Source organism: Sphingomonas sp. BL-S-28 (genome assembly GCF_055521515.1).
In genome coordinates, this window is record NZ_CM145484.1 from 1865962 (window position 1) to 1889017 (window position 23056).

Annotated in this window: 22 protein-coding genes and 1 other RNA gene; 13 read left to right on the forward strand and 10 right to left on the reverse strand. The window is 64.8% G+C overall.

What is annotated here, in order from left to right:
• Window positions 1-22: 22 nt before the first annotated feature.
• The 4 genes from ACZ1JC_RS17580 to ACZ1JC_RS17595 all read left to right on the forward strand — a co-directional run bounded on the left by ACZ1JC_RS17580 (window position 23) and on the right by ACZ1JC_RS17595 (window position 7320).
• On the forward strand, window positions 23-1360 hold the full coding sequence (locus ACZ1JC_RS17580; protein ID WP_465135647.1) for a cytochrome P450: 1338 nt from the start codon (window positions 23-25) through the stop codon (window positions 1358-1360).
• Window positions 1360-2214: an SDR family NAD(P)-dependent oxidoreductase gene (locus tag ACZ1JC_RS17585; RefSeq protein ID WP_465135646.1), complete on the forward strand. Its 855-nt coding sequence runs from the start codon at window positions 1360-1362 to the stop codon at window positions 2212-2214. Before ACZ1JC_RS17580 ends, ACZ1JC_RS17585 begins: the two co-directional genes overlap by 1 nt.
• 220 nt (window positions 2215-2434) lie before the next feature.
• A complete protein-coding gene (locus tag ACZ1JC_RS17590; protein WP_465135645.1) occupies window positions 2435-4795 on the forward strand; it encodes a TonB-dependent receptor in 2361 nt (786 codons plus the stop codon).
• Window positions 4796-5085: 290 nt separating this feature from the next.
• The gene (locus tag ACZ1JC_RS17595; RefSeq protein ID WP_465138561.1) at window positions 5086-7320 is read left to right on the forward strand and encodes a TonB-dependent receptor; all 2235 of its coding nucleotides are present in this window, start codon (window positions 5086-5088) and stop codon (window positions 7318-7320) included.
• A gap of 202 nt (window positions 7321-7522) precedes the next feature.
• Here the strand turns inward: ACZ1JC_RS17595 and ACZ1JC_RS17600 are convergent, their stop codons facing one another.
• The 4 genes from ACZ1JC_RS17600 to ACZ1JC_RS17615 all read right to left on the reverse strand — a co-directional run bounded on the left by ACZ1JC_RS17600 (window position 7523) and on the right by ACZ1JC_RS17615 (window position 10301).
• Window positions 7523-7831, reverse strand: a complete 309-nt coding sequence (locus ACZ1JC_RS17600; RefSeq protein ID WP_465135644.1) for a YdeI/OmpD-associated family protein — start codon at window positions 7829-7831, stop codon at window positions 7523-7525.
• A 250-nt stretch (window positions 7832-8081) separates the two neighbouring features.
• Entirely contained in the window at window positions 8082-8879 is a 798-nt protein-coding gene (locus ACZ1JC_RS17605; protein WP_465135643.1) for an alpha/beta fold hydrolase, read from the reverse strand.
• An 8-nt stretch (window positions 8880-8887) separates the two neighbouring features.
• Window positions 8888-9379 (reverse strand): flavin reductase family protein, encoded by a 492-nt coding sequence (locus ACZ1JC_RS17610; protein ID WP_465135642.1) that lies wholly within the window; start codon window positions 9377-9379, stop codon window positions 8888-8890.
• Window positions 9380-9407: 28 nt separating this feature from the next.
• Window positions 9408-10301, reverse strand: a complete 894-nt coding sequence (locus tag ACZ1JC_RS17615) for a LysR family transcriptional regulator (protein ID WP_465135641.1) — start codon at window positions 10299-10301, stop codon at window positions 9408-9410.
• Between the two features lie 155 nt (window positions 10302-10456).
• On the opposite strand from ACZ1JC_RS17615, the gene ACZ1JC_RS17620 reads away from it, so the two are divergent.
• The 7 genes from ACZ1JC_RS17620 to mmsB all read left to right on the forward strand — a co-directional run bounded on the left by ACZ1JC_RS17620 (window position 10457) and on the right by mmsB (window position 16905).
• Window positions 10457-11950 carry a CoA-acylating methylmalonate-semialdehyde dehydrogenase gene (locus ACZ1JC_RS17620; protein WP_395395470.1) on the forward strand — a complete coding sequence of 498 codons (1494 nt, stop codon included), beginning with the start codon at window positions 10457-10459 and terminating at the stop codon, window positions 11948-11950.
• 76 nt (window positions 11951-12026) lie between these two features.
• Window positions 12027-12497: a hypothetical protein gene (locus tag ACZ1JC_RS17625; RefSeq protein ID WP_465135640.1), complete on the forward strand. Its 471-nt coding sequence runs from the start codon at window positions 12027-12029 to the stop codon at window positions 12495-12497.
• Window positions 12498-12523: 26 nt separating this feature from the next.
• Window positions 12524-13666: an acyl-CoA dehydrogenase family protein gene (locus ACZ1JC_RS17630; protein ID WP_465135639.1), complete on the forward strand. Its 1143-nt coding sequence runs from the start codon at window positions 12524-12526 to the stop codon at window positions 13664-13666.
• 18 nt (window positions 13667-13684) lie between these two features.
• Entirely contained in the window at window positions 13685-14743 is a 1059-nt protein-coding gene (locus tag ACZ1JC_RS17635; RefSeq protein WP_465135638.1) for an enoyl-CoA hydratase/isomerase family protein, read from the forward strand.
• On the forward strand, window positions 14740-15084 hold the full coding sequence (locus ACZ1JC_RS17640) for a YunG family protein (protein ID WP_465135637.1): 345 nt from the start codon (window positions 14740-14742) through the stop codon (window positions 15082-15084). The genes ACZ1JC_RS17635 and ACZ1JC_RS17640 overlap by 4 nt, the downstream gene beginning before the upstream one ends.
• 10 nt (window positions 15085-15094) lie before the next feature.
• Window positions 15095-15877: an enoyl-CoA hydratase-related protein gene (locus ACZ1JC_RS17645; RefSeq protein WP_465135636.1), complete on the forward strand. Its 783-nt coding sequence runs from the start codon at window positions 15095-15097 to the stop codon at window positions 15875-15877.
• A gap of 158 nt (window positions 15878-16035) precedes the next feature.
• Window positions 16036-16905, forward strand: a complete 870-nt coding sequence (mmsB, locus tag ACZ1JC_RS17650; RefSeq protein ID WP_465135635.1) for a 3-hydroxyisobutyrate dehydrogenase — start codon at window positions 16036-16038, stop codon at window positions 16903-16905.
• Window positions 16906-17105: 200 nt separating this feature from the next.
• Here mmsB and ACZ1JC_RS17655 read toward each other — a convergent pair whose 3' ends face one another.
• From ACZ1JC_RS17655 to ACZ1JC_RS17680, 6 genes are all read right to left on the reverse strand, one after another.
• Window positions 17106-18944, reverse strand: coding sequence for a diguanylate cyclase (locus tag ACZ1JC_RS17655; RefSeq protein WP_465135634.1), 1839 nt, complete (start codon window positions 18942-18944; stop codon window positions 17106-17108).
• 164 nt (window positions 18945-19108) lie between these two features.
• Complete coding sequence (locus tag ACZ1JC_RS17660; protein WP_465135633.1) at window positions 19109-19315, reverse strand: hypothetical protein; 207 nt, start codon at window positions 19313-19315, stop codon at window positions 19109-19111.
• A gap of 5 nt (window positions 19316-19320) precedes the next feature.
• Window positions 19321-19875 (reverse strand): NUDIX hydrolase, encoded by a 555-nt coding sequence (locus tag ACZ1JC_RS17665; protein ID WP_465135632.1) that lies wholly within the window; start codon window positions 19873-19875, stop codon window positions 19321-19323.
• Window positions 19872-20555 carry a TPM domain-containing protein gene (locus tag ACZ1JC_RS17670; protein ID WP_465135631.1) on the reverse strand — a complete coding sequence of 228 codons (684 nt, stop codon included), beginning with the start codon at window positions 20553-20555 and terminating at the stop codon, window positions 19872-19874. Before ACZ1JC_RS17670 ends, ACZ1JC_RS17665 begins: the two co-directional genes overlap by 4 nt.
• 14 nt (window positions 20556-20569) lie before the next feature.
• A complete protein-coding gene (locus tag ACZ1JC_RS17675) occupies window positions 20570-21391 on the reverse strand; it encodes a TPM domain-containing protein (protein WP_465135630.1) in 822 nt (273 codons plus the stop codon).
• A 4-nt stretch (window positions 21392-21395) separates the two neighbouring features.
• The gene (locus ACZ1JC_RS17680) at window positions 21396-22001 is read right to left on the reverse strand and encodes a LemA family protein (protein ID WP_465135629.1); all 606 of its coding nucleotides are present in this window, start codon (window positions 21999-22001) and stop codon (window positions 21396-21398) included.
• A 213-nt stretch (window positions 22002-22214) separates the two neighbouring features.
• Between ACZ1JC_RS17680 and mscL the strand changes: the two genes are divergently transcribed.
• Both mscL and ssrA read left to right on the forward strand, forming a co-directional pair.
• Window positions 22215-22631 (forward strand): large conductance mechanosensitive channel protein MscL, encoded by a 417-nt coding sequence (gene mscL, locus ACZ1JC_RS17685; RefSeq protein WP_465135628.1) that lies wholly within the window; start codon window positions 22215-22217, stop codon window positions 22629-22631.
• Between the two features lie 61 nt (window positions 22632-22692).
• Window positions 22693-23055, forward strand: a transfer-messenger RNA (tmRNA) gene (gene ssrA / locus ACZ1JC_RS17690).
• Window position 23056 lies beyond the last annotated feature (1 nt).

Genomic DNA, 23056 nt, shown 5'->3' on the forward strand with positions numbered 1-23056 from the left:
ACACAGAATACGGGACAGGCTAATGGCGACGTCAACGCAACTTGGGGCAAGCGAAGATCGGATCAGCGAGCGGCGGGAACTGACCGCCGAGGAACAGGCGCTGCTCGACAGCGGTTCGCTCGCCGATACCGCGATCCAGGCGCAGCCCAACGCGTTCTACCGCGCCATGCGCCATGGCGATCCGATTCACTATGACGAGCGGCTCGGTTCCTGGCTGGTGACGCGGCACGAGGATATTGCGCAGATCCAGTCGGACCCGGTGACCTTCTCGGTCAAGCACGGGTATTCCGAACAGCAGGCGCGCGGGATGCGGGAGGAGTTTCAGGCCTACCTCCAGGAACATGGCGGCGGCTATTTCCCGGATGCGATCATGTCCGACCCGCCCTATCACACGCGCATTCGCAAGCTGATGGAGCAGGCCTTCACCGCGCACCGCGTGAAGGAACTGGAACCGCGCATTACCGAAGTGGTGCGCGGCGTGATCGCCGATGTGGTGGCGCGCGGGGATGGCCAGTGCGATGCCGTGAAGGACATCGCGATCCCGCTGACCATTCGCGTGATCGTGGAGCAGCTGGGCCTCGATCAGGGCATGGAGGAGCAGATTTCGCGCTGGTCGGTCGCGGTCACCGCGCAGATCGGCGCGATGCAGAGCCGTGAGACGATGCTGGCCAATGCCGCGCAGATCGCGGAGCTTCAACAATACCTGATCGCCAAGATGAAGCAGCGTGAGGCGAACCCGTCGGAAGACATGCTTTCCGATCTGGTCCATGCCGAAGTCACCAATGAGGATGGCGGCAAGGAGAAGCTGACTTTTGCAGAGGCCGTCTCGCTGGTGCGCGCCACGCTGATCGCGGGCAACGACACCACGGCGACCGCCATCGGTAACTTGTTCTACGTCCTCACCACGCGCCCCGGCATGGCCGAATTGCTGGACAGCGTGGCGGACGACGATCGCCAACTCAACCGTTTCGTGGAGGAGCATCTGCGGGCCGAACCGCCGGTGCGTGCGCTCAGCCGCATGACCACGCGCGAAGTCACCGTGAACGGCACGACGATCCCCGCCCATGCGCATATGCTGCTGGTCTACGGATCGGGCAACGATGACGAAACGGTGTTCCCGGAGCCGCGCAAATTTGACCTGACCCGCCCCAATCTCGGCCGCCACGTGGCCTTCGGCGGCGGCCCGCACCGCTGCATCGGGCTGGCGCTGGCACGCATGGAAGTGAAGGTGGCTGCGCGGGAGATCGCCCGGCAGATGAAGAACCTGAAGCTGGCCATTCCCGAAAGCGCGATCCGCTACACGCCCACCGTCGCCACGCGCACCATCGAGTCGCTGCCGATCACTTTCGAGGCGCGCTGATGGAACTTGCGGGCAAAGTAGCGGTTGTCACCGGAGGCGCCAGCGGCATCGGCCGCGCCACCGTGGAACTCTTCGCGGCGGAGGGGGCGAAAGTCCTGATCGCCGATATCGCGGACGAAGCGGGAGAGGCGCTGGCGGAAAGGCTGGGCGCTTCGGCGATCTATCAGCGCACCGATGTGTCCGACCCGGCGGCAGTGGAGGCGATGATCGAGGCTGCCGTCACCCGCTTCGGCGGGATCGACGTGCTGTTCAACAATGCGGGCATGTCCTGCGGCGCGTTTCCCAGCTTTCTGGACGATACGCTGGAGGATTTCGACCGGGTGATGCGCGTCAACGTGCTGGGGCCCATGTTGGGCACCCGCAATGCCGCGCGGATCATGGCGAAGCAGGGCAGAGGAGGCGTGATCCTCAACAATGCCTCCATCGCCGGCACGCTCGCGGGCCATGCGATGATGACCTATCGCGCGTCCAAGGCGGCGCTGATCCAGTTTTCCAAGTCCTCCGCGATCGATCTGGCGCGGCACGGCATCCGGGTGAACTGCATCGTGCCGGGACATGTGCGCACTGAACTGTCCTCGTTCGGAGAGAAGGGGGCCGAGAGCGGCCTTGCCGCGCGGATCGAGGAGGGGGTGAACGCGGTCTACCTCTCCAACCAGCTGATCAAGCGGCGGGGCGAGCCGGACGACGTCGCGCAAGTGGCGCTGTTCCTTGCCAGCGACCGTTCGCGCCACATGACCGGCGCAGTGATTCCGGTGGAAGGCGGCGTGACCGTGGGCGACCCGGTCAACCATCTGGAGCAGATATTCGACGCTCGCGCAGCGGCATTCGCAGCGATGGAGCGCGTGGAAGGCTAGAGTTGGTTTGAAAATGCCTTGAGGCATTTTCGGCGCGGCACCGGCCCTCTCCCCCACCCGACCACCCGACAGGGTATGCTCATGGGTGGTCGGGTGGGGGAGAGGGCCGGTGCCGCAAAATCCGGCTGCGCCGGATTTTCAAACTGAGTCTGAGAGATCCCGAAAACGGGGCAAGGCATTGGAAGCGGTGGTGTGCCGCTTTCTGGGGAGGAGAGGGAACATGAGGAACTGGCTGAAGGTCGCGCTTGCGGCCGGAACCGTGCTGTCGGGTGTCGACGGCGCCTATGCACAAACGCAGCAAGCCCCAGCAGGCAATGTCACGGTCCATGAAGGCGATATCGTCGTTACCGCGCGGCGGCGTGACGAGAGCCTGTCCACCGTGCCTGCGGCGATCACTGCGCTGAGTGCCACCGATCTGGTCGAGCGCGGCGTGAAGACCGATTCCGACCTGCAGCGCATCGCGCCGGGCCTGACCATCCGCCAGACGCAGGGCAACAACTCGCTGACGTACTCGATCCGCGGGCAATCGGCCGATACGTTCTCGGGCTCGCCCTCGGCCGTCATCGCCTACCTCAACGAAGTGCCGCTGACGATCAACAGCGCCTCCTCGTTCTACGATCTGGAGAACGTGCAGGTGCTGAAAGGCCCGCAGGGCACGCTGTTCGGCCGCAATGCCACTGGCGGCGCGGTGCTCTACAATTCGGCCAAGCCCAGCGACAAGCTGGAGGCGGCGCTGACCGGCCGGGTCGGCAATTACGACATGTGGGAAGGCGAGGGGATGCTGAACGTGCCCCTGCTGGCGGACAGGATCCTGCTGCGCGGTGCCTTCGACGTGATCCGCAAGGATGGCTACATTCGCAACCTGCTGAACGACGAGCGGCTGGGCGACATCCGCCGTGATAGTGGCCGCGTGACGCTGACGGTGAAGCCCACCGATACGCTCAGCAACACCACGATGCTGCAATATACCAACACGCGCGGCACTAATACCGGTGCGTCCTACACCTACAGCGTCTATTCCTGCGGCCAGACCAACAACGGCTTCGCGCTGACCTGCGGGGCGGGAAGTCTGTTCGGACCGGGGCTGGACGCGATCACCGGGCCCGGATCGTGGGACGCCTATCTGGCCGCACACCCCGATGCCTATGCGCCGGGCCTTATCGACTACGTGAACGAACAGCGCCGCATCGGACCCTACAAGACGCGCCATCCCGGCGGAGCCAGCCACCACGGCAAGGACTGGTTCGTCACCAACACCACCGAGGCGGAGCTGAGCGACAGCATGACGCTGCGCAACATCTTCGGCTGGTCGGATTCCAAGACCCGTTCCGAACAGCCGCAGCTGGGCGCGCCCTTCGTGACGATCCTGACCGCCAATGCCGCTGCGAACGAGTATGGCAACCAGCTTAAGGTCCGCTCCGTATCCGAGGAATTGCAGCTGGTCGGCGATGCGATGGACGGCAAGCTGGACTATATCTTCGGCTACTACTTCCAGAACCAGCGCAGCGACACGCTCTGGCCGCAGACCTATTTCGATGTCTCGCCGATCATTCCGCCCAGCTACGTCACCAACAACTTCCGCATCCGTAACCGGACGAATGCGGTCTACGGCCAGGTTTCCTATGAAGTGGTGCCGGACCTGAAGCTGACCGGGGGCCTGCGTTATACCTGGGAGCGCGTCTCGATCGCCCAGCTGCCCGGCGCAACCTACACTTACGGCGCGCCGGACCAGAGGAAGACCTTCCATCATCCGTCCTGGGAAGTGGGGCTGGAATACAAGGTCACGCCGGACTGGTTCGCCTATCTCAAGACGCGCGGAAGCTTCCGTTCGGGCGGCTTCAACGGCGCGGCCCCGCCGGTCAATGCGACGGCGACCGATGGCGGCAACTTGTTCAATTCGGAGCATACGCAGGATATCGAGGGCGGCGTGAAGTTCGCCGGCGATGTCATGGGCCGTCCCGCCAATTTCGCCAGCGCCGTGTTCATCCAATGGGTGCAGGACGTGCAGCGCGTGGAGTTCCCCGATCCGGACGGCCCCGGCGGCCTCGCCTCGATCGCGGTGACCGCAAACGTGCCTTCGGAACGCATCTGGGGCTTCGAGGCGCAGGGCAATATCCGACCCGCCGCATGGCTCGAACTGGGCGGTTCGGCGGCCTACACGAACGCGACGTTCACGGACGGCGAGATCGAACTGTTCGGCACGCCCTATTCCTACGGCCCGGTGGGCGATACGCCGAAGTTCTCCGGCACCGCCTATGCGCAAGTGTTCCTGCCGGTGGCTGAGGATGCGGGCGAAGTTTCCCTGCGCGGCGATCTTTACGGGCAGACGGCGCAGTATTTCTCCAACGCAGCGGATTCGATCGCGCCGGGGACCAAGCTGCCCGGCTATGTGCTGGTGAACGGCCGGCTGAACTGGAACGGCATCATGGGATCGGATTTCTCGGCGGCGCTGTTTGCCAAGAACCTGACGGACAAGGCCTATTTCGTCGGCGGCATGACCTTGGCCGCCGCGCTGGGTCACAACGCCGCCGCCGTGGGTGAGCCGCGCACATACGGGCTGGAGATCAGCTACAAGTTCTGAATTACCGGCGGGTTTGCGACGAACGTGTCGCAAGCCCGCCAATTGCCCATTCAATCCATGGTGGAGGTGAAAAGCGTTGCTTAATTGCATCGCTGAATTGGAAATCATCGCCCTGAATGTTGCCCGGACTGGCGTGTGAAGTTCTTGTAACGGAAATGTAACAGCCCGTTTCTAGCTGCCCGTTCGGCTCAACCCATAAGGGACATCCCCCCGTGCGACACATTTCCTGCCTTCGACCAGCCCTTCTTCTTGGCTCAGCGCTCGCCTCGCTCGGCTTCGCCGATGCCGCCATGGCGCAGGACGCGGCCGATGCCGCCCCCGCCGCCAGCGAAGGTCTGGGCGAGATCGTCGTCACGGCCGAGCGTCGCCGCGAAAACCTTCAGGACGTGCCGGTTTCGGTTGGCGTCGTCTCCGGCGATCAGCTGCGCAATTTCCAGGCCGCCGGTGACGACACGCTGGCGCTGGCGGGCCGCGTTCCGGGCCTCTACGCCGAAACCACCACGGGCCGCATCTTCCCGCGCTTTTACATTCGCGGCCTTGGCAATATCGACTTCTACCTCGGCGCCTCGCAGCCGGTGTCGATCATCCAGGACGACGTGGTGCTGGAGCACGTGGTGCTGAAGTCCAACCCGGTCTACGACATGGACCAGGTGGAAGTGCTGCGCGGCCCGCAGGGTTCGCTGTTCGGCCGCAACACCACGGCCGGCATCATCAAGTTCGACACGATCAAGCCGACGACCGACCGCTGGACCGGCCGCGCCAGCGCCAGCTACGGTTCGTACAACACCGCCACGTTCGACGGCGGCGTGGGCGGCCCGATCATTCAGGACCTGCTGGCGATCCGCGTTTCCGCACTCTACCAGCGCCGTGACGACTGGGTGGACAACACCTATGACGGCCCCAGCGCCGACGGCACCGTCTCGCCCAAGAAGGATGCGATGGGCGGTTTCGAGGAGCGCGACGCCCGCGTGCAACTCTTGCTGGCGCCGACCGGCAGCGGTTTCTCGATGCTGACCAGCTTCCACGCCCGCAAGTATGAGGGCACCTCCACGATCTTCCATCGCGGCGCCTTCACCAAGGGTTCGAACGACGTTTCGGATGAGCCGCGCAGCAAGATCGCGCTGGACGAGGCGCACAACAACCCGCAGGCCTATGACACTTACGGCGCGTCCAACCGCATCGCGATGGACTTCGGTCCGGTCACGCTGACCTCGATCACCGCATGGGAAACGACTTCCGGCTACAGCCGCGGCGATACCGATGGCGGTGCGGCGGCGGACTTCCCGGTGAACGGCGTGCCCAACGGCTATGGCCAGTCGCAGGGCAACGTGCGCGATCTGGACCAGCTGAGCGAGGAACTGCGTCTGGCCAGCAATGGCGACACCCGCTTCAAGTGGCAGGTGGGCGCGATGTGGTTCGATTCGCGTGACATCACCGATTTCTACCAGCGCGCCTATTTCCTGACGCCGCCGGCCAACAACCCCAACAACTGGGTGCGCCTGCGCAACGTCAACACCAGCTGGGCCTTCTTCGGCCAGGCCAGCTATGAACTGGTGGACGGCCTGACGCTGACCGCCGGTGCGCGCTATACCAACGACACCAAGAAGACCCGCCTGATCAAGACCGCCGATACCGCCGCCGGCGTGGTGACCTACAAGGGCCGCTACAACGTGCGCCTGTCGGACGAGAAGCCCAGCTGGGACGTCAGCCTGAACTACAAGGTGAACCCGGACGTCAGCGTCTATGCCCGCGTCGCCACCGGCTTCCGTGGACCCACCATTCAGGGCCGTTCGGCGGTGTTCAATACCGACTTCACCACGGCGGATTCGGAAACGATCCTTTCGGGCGAAGCCGGCATCAAGACGCAGCTGTTCGACAACAAGGTACGCTTCAACCTCTCGGGCTTCGCCTATCGGGTGAAGGACATCCAGCTGAACGGCAACGATGCCGACGGCAACGGCGTGCTGTTCAATGCCGACAAGGCGCAGGCCTACGGCATGGAAGCCGAACTGGAAGCGCGCCCGGTTCCGAACCTGACGCTGACCGCCGGCCTCAGCCTGCTGCATACCGAGATCAAGGACAAGAACGTCTACGCACAGGTCTGCGCGCTGAACGGCGTGGTGGTCTGTACGGTGGAAGATCCGACGATCACCGTCGCCGGAAAGGGCGTTTTCGCGCAGATCGACGGCAACCCGCTGCCCAACGCGCCGAAGTACACCGCCAACGTCACCGCGCGTTACGACGTGCCGCTGGGCAATGGCGGCTCGATCTTCGCGGCCACCGACTGGATGTTCCAGGGCTACACCAACTTCGTGCTCTACAAGACCAAGGAGTTCTACTCGAAGGGTGACTTCGAGGGCGGTCTGAAGATCGGCTACTCGGCCCCCGGCGGCCAGTACGAGATCGCTGCCTTCGCCCGCAACATCACCAATGAGAAGAACCTCAAGGGCGTGATCGAGAACTACATGGCCGCCGTGTTCAACGAACCGCGCGTGATCGGCGCCTCGATTTCGGGCAAGTTCTGATTTGAGGGCAGGGGCCGGGGATGTCTCCGGCCCCTGTCGTCATTGCGAGCGTAGCGAAGCAATCCAGCGGTGGTTCTGCGCCGCTCTGGATTGCTTCGCTACGCTCGCAATGACGAATATCGTTTGATCGCTTCCTCCCCAAACACACCGCTCATCCTGAGCTTGTCGAAGGATGGAAGCCTAGCGCCACGCTACCGCCAGTTCACCGCGCCTTCTTCTGCTTCTCGATCAACACGGCCTGCTGCCACTTGCTCGGCGCCTTGTCGGTGCGGTGAATGCAGCCGGGCCAACAGCAGGGGCGCTTCTTGCCCTCGACCAGTTCCTCGCAAGTCCGCTCGATCCGGCGCTGACGGGTTTTCGCCTGCTTCGCATCATCCACCCAGCAGATGAACTCGTTCCGGCCAAGCGGCGTCAGGTTTTCCCATAGCTGCAGGATGTCCGGGTCCGCGCGCAGGGCGGTTTGCAGGTCTTCGCCTGCTTCGTGGACGGTGCCATGTGCAAAGGCGTTCAACGCGAAATCTCCAACCAGTCGGGCCGTACGTCGAGGGGCTGACCCTGGCCGCAAGGGGATGGAATGTCCATGCCGGAAGTCGCCATCTCTTCCTCCCCATCGTCGCCCCCGCGAAGGCGGGGGCCCCGCTTTTCTTCTGGAACCTCTCGTGTGCCCCAAGAAAAGCGGGATCCCCGCCTTCGCGGGGATGACGATAGTGGGATCGATAAGTTCCACGATGTTTTGGCGCGTCAAGGAAAGGGGCACGGGATTAGCCCAGAAACGCCGCAATTTCTCCCGCCAACACTTCGGGAATTTCGAGATTGAGCAGATGACCGGCCCCGGCATGGTCGATGCGTGTGACGTCCTGCCCGGCGCTGGCGACAAGCTCCGCGATCAGGCGGAAGTCCTCGGTGTCGCGTTCTCCGGTGAGCAGCAGTGTCGGCACGGAAAGGACGGTCAGCCGATCCACGTCAGGCAGTTCGGGGCGTTGGTCGTCTTGCACCCATTGGGTGCCGGGGAACGCCTCTATCGATGCCTTGAGATGTGCAGCAGCCTCAGGAATTTCGCGCGTGCTGCCGAACAGCAGATGGTTCCACCAGAGGTCGCGTGCGGAGGCCATGTCCCCGGTCCGGGCAGCGCGGCCCATGGCTTTCCAGCGGTCGATCCAGCCCTCCGTCCATGACCAGCCGAGCATGAGCGGGCTGACCAGAATGAGCCGCCGAACGCGCTGGGGATGGTCGAGCGCAAAGTGCAGCACATTGCCGCCGCCCATCGAAAGACCGCAAAGGTCTGCGCGCTCAATCTCCAGCGCATCGAGGAGGGCGTGGAGGTCGTCGGCATGGGAGAAGGGCACGCCCGGCTCGGCGGGAGAGCTGCCGAAGCCGCGCGCGTCGTAGGCGATCAGCGGCAGTTCGGCAGGAAGCGCGGCGATCACCGCGTCCCAGTCCTGAAGCGATCCGCCGAAGCCGTGGGCGAGCACCAGCGGCGCATCTGAACCTTGGCCAGAACCTTCACGCCGCACGCCGACGAGCGTTCCGCCCGGCAGGTCGACGCGAAAGTCCTGCATTCCGGCAATCACATCCGCTCGGCAAAGCCGCCGTAGCGGCCCTTGTGGAACAGCATCGGATCGTCCTCACGCACCGTTTCCATGCGCAGCACTTCGCCCAGCACGAACCAGTGGTCGCCCGCCTCGGTCACCGAATAGAGGCGGCATTCGATCGCGGCGATCGAGTTGGCGATGATCGGCAGGTTGTGCTCCGATACGGTGTATTCAACGCCCACGAACTTTTCCGCACCCTTGGCGGTGACCGCGCGGGCGACGGCGGCCTGATCGCTGGCCAGCACGTTCACGCAGAAGTGCCCCGCCTTCTCGATCAGCGGCCACGAGGTGGAGCGGCGGTCCGGGAAGAAGCCCACCAGCGGCGGATCGAGCGAGACCGAGGTGAACGATCCCACCACCATGCCCGCCGGGCGGTCTTCGTCCAGCGCGGTGATCACGCAGACTCCGGTGGGATAGCTGCCCAGAACCTTGCGGAATTCGGCCGGATCGATGGTCGTCGTGGTCACTGTGCGTGCTGTCCCTGAATATTGCCAGTCATGGCGTGAGAACTCCCTCCATGCGCCTGACGGTTTCGTCAAGCCACTGCCGGAACGCCACTACGCGGGGGAGCTTGCGGATGTCTTGGTGCGTGACGAACCAGAAGCTGCGCAGGATGCGCTTTTCGGGCAGCACCGGCACCAGCCGGGGGTCGTCATCGGCCATGAAGCAGGGCAGCACGCCAAGCCCGGTGCCGCTGGCGATCAGGCTCTGCTGCGCGGTGATGCTGGGGGAGCGGACCGTGGCGCGCAGCCCGGCGTGGATCTCGTCCAGATAGCGCAGTTCGGGGGCGTAGATCAGGTCTGGGATATAGCCGACGAGAGCGTGGCCTTCGAGCAGGTCTGCCGGGCGGGAAGGGGTGCCGTGGGTGCTCAGGTAGTCGCGGCTGCCGTAGAGCGCCAGCGCATAGTCGGCCAGCTTGTGCGCCACCAGAGGCCCGGTGCGCGGGCGGGAGAGCATCACGGCCACGTCCGCCTCGCGCCGGCCGGGGCTGAGGAAGCCGCTGGATGCGACAAGGTCGATGGCTAGGCGAGGGTGGGCGGACTGGAACTGTGGCAGGTGGCGGGCGAGGAACCAGCATCCGAACCCTTCCGAGGTGCTGATGCGCAAGGTGCCGGAGAGCCCATCGCTCTGGTCCGCCCGCTCGCTGATCCGCCCGGCTGCGCTGGCCATGGATTCCACCGAGGCGAGCAGCGCCTCGCCCGCTTCGGTCAGGTCTTGCCCGCTGCGGGTCTGCTCGAACAGGCGGGTGCCGAGCGCTGCCTCCAGCCGGCGCAGGCGGCGGCCCATGGTGGTCGGGTCCACGCCCAGTGCGCGCGCGGCGGCGGCCAATTGCCCCGCCCGGGCGATGGCGAGGAAGGCCTGATAGTCGCTCCAGTCTATCGATGGCATCAGTAAGGCATCGTCACTGCGGGAAATCACTCTCTGGGCTGCAAATGTGCAGTTATCGATGGCGTATTTTCAGCTTGCCTGCAAATCGAGCCGGGACCACCTAGCCTTGAAAGGGCGCGCCTGTGCCCGAAGACAGAATTTCGAAAGGATGAGGAATGCGCCTGATTGACCACTTCGTAGTCGGCGGACCCGGCAGTCCGTCCGCGCGTCTCGGCGATGTCTTCAACCCCAGCACCGGCGCGGTGCAGGCGCAAGTGCCGCTGGGCGACGCCGCTCTGCTCGACCGCGCGGTGGCCACGGCGCAGGCCGTGCAGCCCAAATGGGCGGCCATGAACCCGCAGCGCCGCGCCCGCGTGCTGTTCAAGTTCAAGGAACTGATCGAACAGAACATGCAGAGCCTCGCCGAACTGCTGGCGAGCGAGCATGGCAAGGTGGTGGACGACGCCAAGGGCGACATCCAGCGCGGGCTTGAGGTCGTGGAATTCTGCTGCGGCATCCCGCACATGCTGAAGGGCGAATATACCCAGGGCGCTGGTCCGGGCATCGACGTCTATTCGCTGCGCGCGCCGCTGGGCGTGGGCGCGGGCATCACCCCGTTCAACTTCCCGGCGATGATCCCGATGTGGATGTTCGCCCCGGCCGTCGCGGTGGGCAACACCTTCATCCTCAAGCCGTCGGAGCGCGATCCCTCGGTGCCGAACCGCCTTGCCGAACTGTTCATCGAAGCCGGCGCGCCCGAAGGCGTGCTGCAGGTGGTGCATGGTGACAAGGTGATGGTGGACGCGATCCTCGACCATCCGGGCATTGCTGCCGTCAGCTTCGTCGGCTCGTCCGACATCGCGCACTACGTCTATTCGCGCGGCGTTGCCGCCGGCAAGCGCGTGCAGGCGATGGGCGGCGCGAAGAACCACGCGATCGTCATGCCCGATGCGGACATGGATCAGGCCGTCAACGACATCATGGGCGCGGCCTATGGCTCGGCGGGCGAGCGCTGCATGGCGCTGCCGGTTGCCGTTCCCGTGGGTGACGAAACCGCCGACATCCTGCGCGAAAAGCTGATCGCCGCGATCGACAAGCTGAAGGTGGGCGTCTCCAACGATCCCGAGGCGCAGTATGGCCCGGTCGTCACCGCGGTGCACAAGCAGAAGATCGAGAACTGGATCCAGACCGGCGTCGATGAAGGCGCGGAACTGGTCGTCGATGGTCGCGGCTTCTCGCTGCAGGGTTACGAGGAAGGCTTCTTCGTCGGCCCGTCGCTGTTCGATCATGTGACGCCCGAGATGAGCGCCTACAAGGAAGAGATCTTCGGCCCGGTGCTGCAGATCGTCCGCGCCAAGACGTTCGAGGAAGCGGTGGAGCTTCCCACCAAGCACCAGTACGGCAACGGCGTCGCCATCTTCACGCGCAACGGCCACGCCGCGCGGGAGTTCGTGAACCGCGTGCAGGTGGGCATGGTCGGCGTCAACGTGCCGATCCCGGTGCCGGTCGCCTACCACAGCTTCGGCGGCTGGAAGCGTTCGGCCTTTGGCGATCACAACCAGTACGGCATGGAAGGCGTGCGCTTCTGGACCAAGGTGAAGACGGTGACCCAGCGCTGGCCGGATGGCGGCGCGGGTGACAGCGCTTTCATCATTCCGACCATGGGGTGAGATAGACGGGAAGGAACAGCGGGGCCATCGAGGGCGTTCTTGGTTGAATGCCCGAAGTGCAGAAGGACGTTTCGTGATGAATATCAGGACCGTAGCCGCCCCACTTTCCCTCTCCATCGCGCTCGTTCTGGGTCTGTCGGCCTGCCAGAAGCAGCCGCAGCCCGAAGCGACCGCGACGAGCGAGACACCGGTGGGGGAGGCTACGACGGAAGTCGTGCCGGCCCCACTGCCCACCGAAATTCCGGAGGGCCTGCGTGGGCGCTGGGGCATGGTCGATGCGGACTGCACCAGCACCGCCGGCGATGCCAAGGGCCTGCTGACCGTCGATGCCAAGCGGCTGACGTTCTACGAAGCTGTCGCCTCGCTGGGCACCATCAAGTCGGCCGCCGACAATGCGATCGAGGCCGATTTCGCCTTTTCGGGCGAAGGGCAGAGCTGGAACCTTGACGTTGCGCTCTCCAGCCCCGACGGCGGCAAGACGCTGGTCCGCAAGGACACCGGGCCGGACGCCGCGCCCGGAACGCTTACATACAAGAAGTGCCCCTAGGGCACCCACCAGACAGCAGGACTCAGATGACCGAACAGTTTGGCCTCACCGAAGACCAGCTCGCGATCCAGGAAACGGCGCGCAAGTTCACCGCCGATCGCATCACGCCATACGCCGCCGAGTGGGACGAGAAGCACCACTATCCGGTGGACGTGTGGAAGGCCGCGGGCGAACTGGGCTTCGGCGCGATCTACGTTTCGGAAGAGAACGGCGGCATCGGTCTTGGCCGTCTGGACGCGGCGCTGATCATGGAGGCCATGTCCTACGGCTGCCCGGCCACCAGCGCCTATATCTCGATCCACAACATGGTCGCCTGGATGATCGACAAGTTCGGCGATCAGCAGCTGAAAGACCGTTACCTTCCCGATCTGGTGACGATGGACAAGATCGGCTCCTATTGCCTGACCGAGCCCGGCTCCGGCTCCGACGCGGCGGCGCTGAAGACCACCGCGCGTCTTGATGGCGATCATTATGTCCTCAACGGCACCAAGCAGTTCATCTCCGGCGGCGGCGTCAACGACATCTACGTGGTGATGGCGCGCACGGGCGAGCACAAGTCGCGCGGCGTTTCCTGCTTCGTGGTGGACAAGGATACGCCCGGCGTTTCCTTCGGCGCGCCGGAGAAGAAGCTGGGCTGGAACGCCTCCCCCACCGCGCAGGTGATCTTCGAGGATGCGCGCATCCCCGCCGAGAACCGCGTGGGTGCAGAGGGTGACGGCTTCAAGTTCGCGATGGCCGGCCTTGACGGCGGCCGCCTCAACATCGGTGCCTGCTCGCTGGGCGGCGCGCAGCGCTGCCTCGACGAAGCGGTCGCCTATGTGAAGGACCGCAAGCAGTTCGACCAGCCGATCGCCGAATTCCAGAACACCCAGTTCCGTCTGGCCGACATGGCTGCCGAACTGGAAGCGGCCCGCGCGCTGCTTTATCTGGCCGCCGCCAAGGTGACTGCCGGCGCGCCGGACAAGACGCGATTTGCCGCCATGGCCAAGATGATGGCCAGTGATACCGGCTCCTCGGTTGTCGACCGGGCGCTCCAGATGTTCGGTGGATACGGCTATCTGAAGGATTATCCCATCGAGCGGTTCTGGCGCGACCTGCGCGTCCATCGTATCCTCGAAGGCACCAACGAGGTCATGCGCATGATCATTGGGCGTGACCTCCTCAAGTAAGCCGGAACGGGGACGACCATGACCACCGATTTGCTGACTGAAGAACTGCTTACGTCCCGCGAAGGCATTGCCGGCGTGATTGCGCTGAACCGTCCGAAGGCGATCCACGCGCTCACTTTGGGCATGTGCGAGTCGATGAGCGATTCGCTGACCCAGTGGGCGGACGATCCCGAGGTGAAAGCCGTGTGGATCGAGCACAGCGAAGGACGCGGGTTCTGCTCCGGCGGGGACATCAATCTGCTGCGCCGTTCCGCGCTGGAGGATGACGGCCATTCGGGCCGCCGCTTCTTTTTCGCCGAATACCGGCTGAACCATCAGCTGTTCGAATATCCCAAGCCCGTGGTCGCCTTCATGGACGGCATCACCATGGGCGGCGGCGTCGGCATCTCGCAGCCTGCGCATTACCGCGTGGCGACCGAGAATACCCGCTTCGCCATGCCCGAAACCGGCATCGGCCTGTTCCCGGACGTGGGCGGCGGCTGGTATCTTTCGCGCCTGGAAGGGCGGCTGGGCCAGTTCCTGGCGCTCACCGGCGCGCGGCTGGACGGGGCGGAATGCCTCTGGGCCGGGCTCGCCACGCATTACCTGCAGAGCGAGGACCTGCCCGAAGCCAAGCGCCGTATCGCCGCCGGGCATGACATCGGCGCCGTGCTCACCGCGCTTGCCGTGACGCCGCCGGAACCGAAGATCGCCGCGCACGACGCGCAGATCCGCAAGCACTTCGCGTTCGACACGCTGGAACAGGTGCTGGTCTCGCTGGAAGGCGACGACAGCGAATGGGCCGCGCGCGAACTGGCGACCTTGCGCACCAAGAGCCCGCAGGCCTGCAAGGTCTCTCTGCGGCAGCTGGCCACCTCGCTGACCTTGGACACTTTCGCGCAGAACATGGCGATGGAGTACCGCATCGGCAGCCGCGTGCTGGTCCTGCCGGACTTTGCCGAGGGCGTGCGCGCGGTGATCGTCGACAAGGACCATGCCCCGCACTGGAAGCCGGCTGAGCCGGAAGGCGTGACCGAAGAGATGCTCGACGCGATCTTCGCGCCGCTGCCGCCTGAGGAAGAATGGAGGCCGATTTGACGTTTGCGACGCCGATCGATCTCTACCACGTCGTCAAGAAATCCTGGGGCCCCGACAGCATTCCCGATCCGTTCGATCCGGCAAATCCGTGCCGCAACCAGTGCGCGGTGACGGCGCTGGCGGTGCGGCACTATTTCGGTGGCGACATCTTCAAGACGGCCACGAAGGGCGGCACGCATTTCTACAACCGGATCGACGGCCGGTTCTGGGATCTGGCGACCGATCAGTTCGACGAGCCGATCCCCTACGACAATACGCAGACCTCTGCCGAAGAGGCGCACGAACATGCCAGCCCGGCCCATCTGGCCGCGCTGATCGCCAACATCGAAGCGAACACCTGAAGGAATTGCGATGAGCTACGAGACGATTCTGGTCGAGAAGAAGGACAACGTCACTCTCATCACGCTGAACCGGCCGCAGGCGCTGAACGCGCTGAACTCGAAGGTTCTGGCCGAACTGATCGACGCTTTCGCTGCGTTCGAAGCCGATGCCTCGCAGGGCTGCGCGGTGCTGACCGGATCGGGCGAGAAGGCCTTTGCCGCCGGCGCCGACATCAAGGAGATGTCGGACAAGCCGAGTGCCGAATTCTATTCGCAGGACTTCTTCGCTGGCTGGACCAGCCACGTGGTCAAGGCCACCCGCAAGCCGTGGATCGCGGCGGTGAACGGTTTCGCGCTCGGGGGCGGCTGCGAAGTGGCGATGATGGCGGACTTCATCATCGCATCCGAAAACGCCAAGTTCGGCCAGCCGGAAATCAAGCTGGGCGTTGCCCCCGGCATGGGTGGATCGCAGCGTCTGGCCCGCGCGGTGGGCAAGTCGAAGGCGATGGACATGTGCCTGACCGGCCGCATGATGGACGCGGCCGAGGCAGAGCGTTCGGGCCTTGTCAGTCGCGTGGTGCCGCTCGACCAGCTGCTGGACGAAGCGCTGAAGACCGCCGCCACCATCGCCGGCATGCCGCCGCTGGCCGCGACGATGAACAAGGAAATGGTCAACCTCGCGTTCGAGACCACACTCGACACCGGCCTCATCATGGAGCGCCGCATGTTCCAGGTGCTGACCGCCACCGAGGACAAGGTCGAAGGCATGGCCGCCTTCGTCGAGAAGCGGCCCGGGGTCTGGAAGGGTAAGTAAGGTCTCGCGTCATCCCAGCGTAAGCTGGGATCGCTGTGTGGCGGGCGGCGACGTGCGCGTTGCAGCCCGGCCATGCACGCGGGTTCGCGTAAATCGATAGCGGTCCCAGCTTTCGCTGGGATGACGGGCGCGCGCCCGAGAGATTGGGAGAGAATATCATGAAAATCGCCTTCATCGGCCTTGGCAACATGGGCGGCGGCATGGCCGCGAATCTTGTGAAGGCCGGGCATTCCGTGAACGCCTTCGACCTTTCCGGCGATGCTCTGGCCCGCGCGGCCGAACAGGGCTGCGCGGTCTACGAGACGGTTCCCGATGCGGTCGAGGGTGTCGATGCCGTCGTCACCATGCTGCCCAATGGCGGCATCGTCCGCGCGGTCTATACCCAGGAAGTGTTCGGCAAGGCGCCCAAGGGCGCACTGTTCCTCGACTGCTCAACCATCGACCTTGCCACGGCGCGCGAAGTGGTCGAACTGGCGCAGGCGGCGGGTTACGAGATGGCCGACGCCCCCGTCTCGGGCGGAATCGCGGCTGCCAATGGCGGTACGCTGACCTTCATGGTTGGCGGCAGCGATGCGGTGTTCGATCGGGCCAAGCCGATTCTCGAACCGATGGCCAAGGCGGTGATCCATGCCGGCGACACCGGGGCAGGGCAGGTCGCCAAGATGTGCAACAACATGCTGCTGGCGATCCACATGATCGGCACCTGCGAGGCGCTGGCGCTGGCGGAGAAGGCGGGCCTCGATCCGCAGACTTTCTATGAGATCAGTTCGAAGGCTACCGGCTATTGCTGGTCACTCAACGACTATACGCCGATGCCCGGCGTGGGGGCGACCAGCCCGGCGGACAATGGCTATGCGGGCGGCTTCGCCTCGGCATTGATGCTGAAGGATCTGCGTCTGGCGATGGCCGGTGCGGAAACGTCCGGTGCCACCGTGCCGATGGGTGAGCATGCGACGAAGATCTACGAGGCTTTCGTCGAGGCCGGCAACGGCGGCAAGGACTTCGGCGCGATCTTCACGACGCTGTGATCGGCGTGCTGCCTTATCAAACTTAACTCGTCATCCCCGCGCAGGCGGGGATCCCGCTTCCTTGGCGATGGCCGCGTTTAGACGCGGCGCCGGAGAAGAAAAGCGGGGCCCCCGCCTGCGCGGGGGCGACGGGGTGTTATGTTGAGAACAGAGAGTTTGAAAACGGAGAATTGAGTTGTTGGGGCGGATCTAGTCCCCGCTTACGCCGCCATCATCTCCGCTCGGCCATCCAGCACCACGCGGTTGCGGCCGTCGCGCTTGGCGCGGTAGAGCGCGGCGTCGGCAGCTTTGATCAGCGTGGAGCCATCGCGCTCCATGTTCTCTTCCCAGGTGGCGATGCCGAACGACATGGTCGTCAGGCCCAGCATCCGTCCGCCCTGATGCACCGAAAGCTCGCTGATCGCCTGACGGACGATTTCCACGCGTTCGGCCAGAACGGTGGCGGAGGTGCCCGGGGCGATGATGGTGAATTCCTCTCCGCCGAAGCGGCAGACCACGTCACCGTCGCGGAAGCGTGAACGCATTTCCGCCGCCACCGCGTGCAGCACGGCGTCGCCCGCTTCGTGCCCGAACTCGTCGTTGAAGCGCTTGAAGTGGTCGACGTCGCACATGACCAGGCTGAGCGGGCTGCCCGTGCGCGTGGCGCGGGCGATTTCCAGCGCCAGCGTCTCTTCCATGTAGCGGCGGTTGAACAGGCCGGTCAGTGGATCGCGGATCGTCTGTTCGCGCAGGCCGCGCTGGAGGCGGTGGTTGACGAGGGCGGAGGCGATGTTCTCGGTCAGCACCGTCAGGCGGAAGCGGTTTTCCGCCCCGACCACGCCCTTCAGGTAGAGCACGCCGATCACTTCGCCGCCGGCCAGCAGCGGTTCGCAGTGGTAATGGTCGGTATCGTGGCCGATGTGGGCGCAGACGATGTCCGAGCCGGGCTCGATCACAAAATGGCTCTGGCCGCGGCGCAGGGCCCAGCACTGGTCCGGCGCGAAGCCGGCAGCTTCCACTTCCAGCCCGCCCCATGCCGCGATCGGCACCAGCAGATTGCGCGAATTGTTGTGGGCGTAGAGCGCGCCGGGAATTTCCGGCAGCACGCGCGGCACGAAGACGCGGATGATGGAGGCCAGTTCCTCGTCCGTGCGGGCGGCCTGCATCCGGTGGGCCATACCGCCCAGCAGTTCGATCACTTCGCCGCGCTCGCGCAGAACTTCGGCATTGCGGTTGAGTTCGCTGTTGGCGTGGTGAAGCTGTTCGGAGCTTGCCACCTGATCGGAAACGGCGGCCTGCAACTCGTCGGCCATTGCATTGTAGCCACGCGCAAGCCGCTGGAACTCGCTCGATTCCATACGTGCGGTAATGCGGGCGCTGCGGTCGCCGGAGCCGAGCTGGCCCATCACCGCCATCATCTGTTCGACCGGGCGACGAACGCGGCTGATCAGCGCGGTGGCCAAGAAAGTGATGGTGATCACGGTAATCGGCGTGCCGAAGATGACCAGCCAGCGAATGTTGTCGAGGCGGAACTGGACGGCCGCCATGCGCTCAGCGGCCAGTGCGCGTTCCGCATCCAGCAGGTCGTTCAGGCGGGCGTTGACCAGCATCATCAAGTCGCGGCCCTTGCCTGTGGCGACACGGCTGCGGGCGCCGGCAAAGTCGCCGTCACGGGCTAGCCGGCCGGTTTCGTCAAGCGCCTGCGCGCGCTGGGCGATCAGCGACTGCACCTGCCGGGCGCGGGTGCTTTGCAGCGGGTTGTCGGACGTCAGCGCAACCAGCGTGGCGGCATCGCGGCGGGCGGCGGCGATCTCATCAGCGACGCTGGCGGCGAATTCCGCGTTCTGCGTCAGCACGAAGCCGCGCTGGCCGGACTCTGCGGCCTGCAGGTGGCGCAGCGACCGGCTGCCGGTCTCCAGCACTTCGGACGAATGCGCTACCCAGCCAAGACTCGTGCGCATCTGTGCCGACGCATCGAGCAGCAGGCCGGCCAAGACGGCCAGCACTACGCTAAGAATTGCGCAGAGGACGACGATGCGCCGGGATAACGATCCGACCAAGGGAAACTCCGTAGGGGGCTGAGGTTCAGCCCTCGGTCAATCGTAGGATTCTTGCAACCTCAATCGGTTGCATCGATCCAACTTTTTGCCGTGCAGTGGCCGGGAAATCGACGAGTTGAGCGCGGACCCGCGCCGTCTTGGCCATGCGACGTGCGTGACGCAGGTTACGGAGCGTCGGAGTGCCGTTCGCGCCGCTCACGCTCGAATCGGGGCAGGCGCATGCCTTTGGTGCGACTGGTCAGGTGCCAGCGCCGGCACAGCGGGCAGCGATAGGGGCGCAGTGTGACGTCCGCCTGCGCCGCGACTGCCAATGCTTCCTCTTCGGTTTCGAAGCGCCGCTTGCGCTGACAGATGCCGAGCCGAGTGCGCACAGCGCTTAGCCCAGCAGCCGAGCGCCCAGCAGCATTAGCAGCTTCACGTCCATCGCGTAGCCCGCGTCGCGCCATCCGGCGATCTGGCGTTCGATTCCGGCCATGGGCACGCGGTGGACCACGATGTCTTCGCTGTCCACGCCGCCACCTTCGCCGACCTTCACAAGATCGTGCGCGCGGAACAGGGTGAAGCTTTCGCTGACCATGCCGGGTGAGGAATAGAATTCGCCCAGGTTCTCCATGCGGCCGGCGTGGTAGCCGGTCTCTTCCTCCAACTCGCGCGCGGCGGCGACGCTGGCGTCTTCGCCCGCCACATCGTCATGGTCGCCGACAAGGCCGGCGGGCAGTTCGATGCAGCGCTTGCCCAGCGGCACGCGGTACTGGTCGACGAGGATCACGTGGTCTTCGGCATCGATCGGCAGGATCACGGCGGCACGGATGCCGCGCGCGCGGCTGACGTATTCCCAGCGGCCACGCTTGCGGGTGGTGATGAACCGGCCCTGCCACATCACCTCATCGGGAGCGTCGGCATCGGGGGGCAGTTGGGTCACTTCGGTCATACTTCGATCAGCCTGTCGGGTAGTTCGTTGATATCGTCATCGGCGCGGGGGAAGTGCTGGGAGAGGATTTCGCCCACTTTGCCCACCGCGACCACCATGCCGTCCGCCACGCGGTCCTCGCGCACATGGGCGAGCATCGCGGTCATCACATGGCCCCAGATCTCGGGATCGACTTTGGCGGCGATGGCCTTGTCCGCCACGATTTCCGCGCGGTGCTCACGCATCGAAAGGTAGATCAGCACGCCGGTGCGGCCCGTGGTGCGTTGTTCCGCGCCGATGCGGAAGGCGCGCAGGGCGTGGGCGTGGACGCGCATGGTCTTCACCGGGCCGGGCACCAGCCAGAACTTCAGCGGTTGCCAAAGTTGCAGCGCCAGCATGGCGGCGAACTTGATCGCGGCGACCCCGGCGGCAAGGCCGATGATCATGCGCGGCGTCCATTCGTGCCCCCAGTCGGCCAGCAGCCGGTCATAGAGGCCCATGTAGAAATGCGGCGCGATCACCAGCGCGGCGAGGGCGAGGAACGCCACGACGACGCTCCACGCCAGCGCCACGTCGGTATAGCCGTCCGAACGGTCCGCCAGCACGGTGACGATTTCGCCGGAGCTGTGCATCTCCGCCTCGCCCACGGCGGCGCTGATGCGGGCGTGATCCTCGGCCGAGAGGTAGATGGGTGAGGGCATGTCCGGTCTCTCCTCTACCAGCTACCGCTCGCGCCGCCGCCGCCGAAGCTGCCGCCGCCGCCCGAGAAACCGCCGCCTCCACCGAAGCCGCCTCCGCCGCCCCAGCCGCCGCCACCGCCCCAGTGGTCGTCATCGTCGTCGCGGCCGAACGGGCCGGGCATCCAGATGATCGGGCCGCCAAGGCCGCTGCGTCGCCGCCCGCCGCCGCGCGCCTCGTTGATCATCGGCAGCACCACGAACAGCACGATGAAGCCGATGAAGATCACGGTGCCAAGCGGGAAGCCGCCTTCCTGCGGCTTGCGCGCGGCATCGGCGTTTGCGGCCACCTGACGCGCCTGATCGGGCGGCAGGGTCAGTTGCTTGATCAGCGCATCGGCGCCGGCGTTGATGCCGCCGGGATAATCGTTCGCCTTGAAACGGGGGAGAATGTCGTTGTTGATGATCAGGAACGAGAGGCCGTCGGTGATGATCGGTTCCAGGCCGTAGCCTACCTCGATCCGCACCTTGCGCTCGTTCGGCGCGACGATCAGTAGCGCGCCGGTGTTCTTGTCCTTCTCTCCGATGCCCCAGGCGCGGCCGAGTTGGTAGCCGTAGTCGGAGATTTCGTAGCCCTGCAGGCTGGGCAGGGTGACGACCACCAACTGGCGGCCGGAGTTCTTCTCCAGCGCTTCCAGCTTCTGCGTCAGCTGGGCTTCCTGTTCAGGGCTCAGCAGGCCGGCATCGTCGACGACCTGGCCGGTCAGCTTCGGAAATGTCGGCTCGGCGCCCGCTTGCTGGGCAAGCAACACGCCGAAGGCCAGTAGAATGACCGCAAGGACGGCCCGAACGCGGGTCACCGTGTTACATCTTGCCTTCGAGGCTGGGCGCCACTTCCGCGCCCGGCGTTGTCGCCTGATAGGGCACCATCGGGCTGGCGCCGCGCAGCTTCGCGCCGATCATCGTGGGGAAGGTGCGGACCTCCGTATTGAAGTCCTGAACCGCCGCATTGTAATCGCGCACGGAGATGCGGATGCGGTTTTCCTGCCCTTCAAGCTGGGTCTGCAGCATCTGGTAGTTCACGATCGACTTGAGATCGGGATACTGCTCAACGCTGACCAGCAGGCGCGAGAGGCTCTGGCCGAGCTGGCCCTGTGCGGCCTGGAACTGCTGCATCTTGGCCGGATCGTTCAGATCGTCGGCCGAAAGCTGGATAGAGGTGGCCTTTGCGCGCGCTTCCACCACGCCGGTCAGGATTTCCTTCTCCTGCGTGGCCGCGCCCTTTGCCACGGCGGCAAGGTTGGGCACGAGGTTGGCGCGTTCCTGGAACGCGGCCTGCACATCGGCCCACTTGGCCTTGGCGGCTTCCTGCTTGGTAGGCACCGAGTTGAAGCCGCAGCCGGCCAGCGATGCCGTTACGCCCACGATAAGGGCAGTGCGGCCGATTCGCGATGCAGGGGAAAGGCGCATGGGGGGTGATCCTCCTGATGGACTATGCTCATGACGGGCCGGTAGGGCCGCGTCTCGTCCTCTTGGCATAGATAGCAGGCGTATATGCCGGTTCAAGGACCGGCGCCATTGCAACTTATGGCCGCAACCGATTGTTACCAAAGGGCCATTGTGGCAATTTTGCGCGGTGCGGCCATGCAGACTTGCCCGAGAAACTCAGGGGATCAGCTAATTATGCTACAGGAATTCAAGACTTTCATCGCCCGCGGCAACGTGCTGGATCTGGCGGTCGGCGTGATCATCGGCGCCGCTTTCGGCAAGATCGTGTCCTCGCTAACCGATGACGTGATCATGCCGTTTATTGGCCTGATCACCGGCGGCATCGATTTCAGCAACAAGTACGTGGTGCTGGGTTCGGTTCCGGCCGGCTATACCGGGCCGATGACTTATGCCGGGCTGAAGGCGGCGGGCGTGGCCATGTTCGGCTATGGCGCGTTCCTGAACGCGGTGATCAACTTCCTGATCCTGGCCTTCGTCATCTTCCTGATCGTGCGCCAGGCCAATCGTCTGATGCCGGCAAAGGAAGCCGCGCCTGCCGGCCCGACGGAAGTGGAACTGCTGGCCGAAATCCGCGACGCGCTGAAGAAGTAAATAGCCGAGGCAAGCGGTCCGGCAAGCCCCGGTGCGAAGGGAGGGGAGGGCGCAAGCTCTCCCCCTTTTCTTTTGCGGCGGACACCCTATATGCGTCTTTGCCGGCTTGCCGGCTATGAGGATAAACTGCGCCGTTCAATAGGCACAGCGGACCCGGGGGCGGTACCCGGCGGCTCCACCATCACCCGTCCAGCCAGGCTGGGCAACCCTGTTGTCGCAGGGGTGTTGATGGGGCCGAACTAGGATCGACGTGTGTTGAAAAGCGGTGTTTTCTTCCGGGCTGAGTAACCCGTTCAAGGCTCAAAACTCATAAGTGCCAACGACAACGAAGCACTTGCTCTCGCGGCGTAATTCTAGGGCCTAGCGGCCTGAAGTTACAAAGTTAGAACACGGTTGGACCCACCGGGTAACAGAAGCGGATTCCA

Bases quoted from the DNA above. Each gene is read 5' to 3' on its own strand.
- ACZ1JC_RS17580 (WP_465135647.1), top strand. From the start codon at position 23: ATGGCGACGTCAACGCAACTTGGGGCAAGCGAAGATCGGATCAGCGAG.
- ACZ1JC_RS17585 (WP_465135646.1), top strand. From the start codon at position 1,360: ATGGAACTTGCGGGCAAAGTAGCGGTTGTCACCGGAGGCGCCAGCGGC.
- ACZ1JC_RS17590 (WP_465135645.1), top strand. From the start codon at position 2,435: ATGAGGAACTGGCTGAAGGTCGCGCTTGCGGCCGGAACCGTGCTGTCG.
- ACZ1JC_RS17595 (WP_465138561.1), top strand. From the start codon at position 5,086: ATGGCGCAGGACGCGGCCGATGCCGCCCCCGCCGCCAGCGAAGGTCTG.
- ACZ1JC_RS17605 (WP_465135643.1), bottom strand. From the start codon at position 8,879: ATGCAGGACTTTCGCGTCGACCTGCCGGGCGGAACGCTCGTCGGCGTG.
- ACZ1JC_RS17615 (WP_465135641.1), bottom strand. From the start codon at position 10,301: ATGCCATCGATAGACTGGAGCGACTATCAGGCCTTCCTCGCCATCGCC.
- ACZ1JC_RS17620 (WP_395395470.1), top strand. From the start codon at position 10,457: ATGCGCCTGATTGACCACTTCGTAGTCGGCGGACCCGGCAGTCCGTCC.
- ACZ1JC_RS17625 (WP_465135640.1), top strand. From the start codon at position 12,027: ATGAATATCAGGACCGTAGCCGCCCCACTTTCCCTCTCCATCGCGCTC.
- ACZ1JC_RS17630 (WP_465135639.1), top strand. From the start codon at position 12,524: ATGACCGAACAGTTTGGCCTCACCGAAGACCAGCTCGCGATCCAGGAA.
- ACZ1JC_RS17635 (WP_465135638.1), top strand. From the start codon at position 13,685: ATGACCACCGATTTGCTGACTGAAGAACTGCTTACGTCCCGCGAAGGC.
- ACZ1JC_RS17645 (WP_465135636.1), top strand. From the start codon at position 15,095: ATGAGCTACGAGACGATTCTGGTCGAGAAGAAGGACAACGTCACTCTC.
- mmsB (WP_465135635.1), top strand. From the start codon at position 16,036: ATGAAAATCGCCTTCATCGGCCTTGGCAACATGGGCGGCGGCATGGCC.
- ACZ1JC_RS17665 (WP_465135632.1), bottom strand. From the start codon at position 19,875: ATGACCGAAGTGACCCAACTGCCCCCCGATGCCGACGCTCCCGATGAG.
- ACZ1JC_RS17670 (WP_465135631.1), bottom strand. From the start codon at position 20,555: ATGCCCTCACCCATCTACCTCTCGGCCGAGGATCACGCCCGCATCAGC.
- ACZ1JC_RS17680 (WP_465135629.1), bottom strand. From the start codon at position 22,001: ATGCGCCTTTCCCCTGCATCGCGAATCGGCCGCACTGCCCTTATCGTG.
- mscL (WP_465135628.1), top strand. From the start codon at position 22,215: ATGCTACAGGAATTCAAGACTTTCATCGCCCGCGGCAACGTGCTGGAT.